Origin of the sequence: Streptomyces sp. SM1 (assembly GCF_002910825.1) — a bacterium.
GTDB classification, from domain to species: Bacteria; Actinomycetota; Actinomycetes; order Streptomycetales; family Streptomycetaceae; genus Streptomyces; species Streptomyces okerensis.
This window is the reverse complement of record NZ_NEUB01001043.1, coordinates 1-1,627: the sequence shown is the minus strand read 5'-3', so window position 1 is coordinate 1,627 and position 1,627 is coordinate 1. Positions and strand designations below refer to the sequence as shown.

At 72.0% G+C, this 1,627-nt stretch carries 3 protein-coding genes; 2 read left to right on the top strand and 1 reads right to left on the bottom strand.

Annotated elements, in window-relative coordinates:
• Nucleotides 1-30: 30 nt before the first annotated feature.
• On the bottom strand, nucleotides 31-459 hold the full coding sequence (locus B9S61_RS38860; RefSeq protein WP_103546394.1) for a hypothetical protein: 429 nt from the start codon (nucleotides 457-459) through the stop codon (nucleotides 31-33).
• 149 nt (nucleotides 460-608) lie between these two features.
• On the opposite strand from B9S61_RS38860, the gene B9S61_RS38855 reads away from it, so the two are divergent.
• Both B9S61_RS38855 and B9S61_RS38850 read left to right on the top strand, forming a co-directional pair.
• A complete protein-coding gene (locus tag B9S61_RS38855; protein ID WP_103546393.1) occupies nucleotides 609-806 on the top strand; it encodes a hypothetical protein in 198 nt (65 codons plus the stop codon).
• A 56-nt stretch (nucleotides 807-862) separates the two neighbouring features.
• Nucleotides 863-1,558: a TetR/AcrR family transcriptional regulator gene (locus B9S61_RS38850; protein ID WP_103546392.1), complete on the top strand. Its 696-nt coding sequence runs from the start codon at nucleotides 863-865 to the stop codon at nucleotides 1,556-1,558.
• Nucleotides 1,559-1,627 lie beyond the last annotated feature (69 nt).

Genomic DNA, 1,627 nt, shown 5'->3' with positions numbered 1-1,627 from the left:
CCGGCCCTCCCTCCCGCGTGGGTCCCGCGGTCAGTCGCCGTGGCCGGCCGCATGCGAATCACCGTGCCCGCCGCCGCTGTGGTCCGTACCCTCCTCCACGGTTCCGCCCAGCCGTCCCCGCAGTTGTGCGACCAGGTCCTCGTGACCGACGGCCACCCACTTGCGGCCCACGAGGTAGTAGCCGCCGTAGTCCTTGGCCGTGTTGAGCCACTCACGCTGGCCGCGGTCGGTGGCGAAGGTGGCGAGGACGTACCTCTCCTTGCCCTTCTCGCACAGCGCCTGGCGGATGGTGTCGGCATCGGTCTGCATGTTCGGCTCGCACTTCACCTCGGCGGCCAGGTGCTCCAGGCTCCCGGTCGCTGTGGGCGGAACCTGGTCCCCGCCGCCGGATCCGCAGCCCGCCAGTGCCAGGGCCGCCACCGCGCCGGTCAGCGCGAGCATCGGTCGGGTCACCCTCATGTTGTTCCTCCGGTCCTTGACGACGACATTGTGACGGCGACACGCCGCACGGAGCCCCGGCAGGGGGGCTCTCCGCCCTCGATACGGCTGGGGAACCCGCTCTGCTCAATTCCGGCCCGATTCCCGGACGCGCGTACGGAGGTCACGCGATGAACACCGATCGGGAAGACCACGCGACCGGCGCATGGGCCGGCCCCGGCACCTACGCCGAGGAGGACGCCGCGGCCTTCCGGGCCGCCGTCGACGCACTCCCCGCCGGACTGCCCGAGGACAGCCGGGGTGCGCGCGGACCTCGCGGGCGGACTGGAGAACGGGCGGACGATCGGCGGGTCGTGACGACCGGGTGAAGTCCAGGTGCTGGTCCGGACAGCTCGAGGCAGGAACCGGTCGGTAGGGTGTTCGCATGGCCACCGGGGTACGTCGCAGGATGGGAGTCGAGGAGCGACGGGAGCAGTTGATCGGCGTAGCCCTCGAACTGTTCAGCCGACGCTCTCCCGACGAGGTCTCCATCGACGAGATAGCGTCGCGTGCGGGCATCTCGCGCCCGCTGGTCTACCACTACTTCCCCGGCAAGCTCAGCCTGTACGAGGCGGCGCTGCGACGGGCCGCGGAGGACCTGGCGTCCCGGTTCGCGGAACCGCACGAGGGTCCGCTGGGATCCCGGCTGCGGCGGGTGATGGCCCGGTTCTTCGACTTCGTCGACAGTCACGGCCCCGGGTTCGCCGCCTTGATGCGCGGTGGTCCGGCCGTGGGCTCCTCGGCCACCAACGCGCTGGTCGACTCGGTACGGCAGTCGGCGTACGAGCAGATGCTGGTGCACATGGGGGTGGAGGGCCCGGCGCCGGCCCGGCTGGAGCTCGTCGTGCGGTCCTGGATCTCGCTCGTCGAGTCGACGGCGCTGATCTGGCTGGACGGGCGGCGGGTGCCGCGCGAGGAGCTGGAGGTGCAGCTGGTGCAGGACTTCGCCGCGCTCGTCGCCGTCGCCGCGTCCCGCGACGAGGACCTGGCCGCGCTGCTGCGCGGACTGATCGGGAACGAGACGGACGACGGGCCGTTCAGCGACCTGGCGGTCCGGCTGATCGCGCTGGCCGGTTCGTGAGCACGGCGGCGGTCTGGGCCCTGGCCGTGGGGACGACGCAGGGGATCGGGCCGTGCCCGCACACGGTGG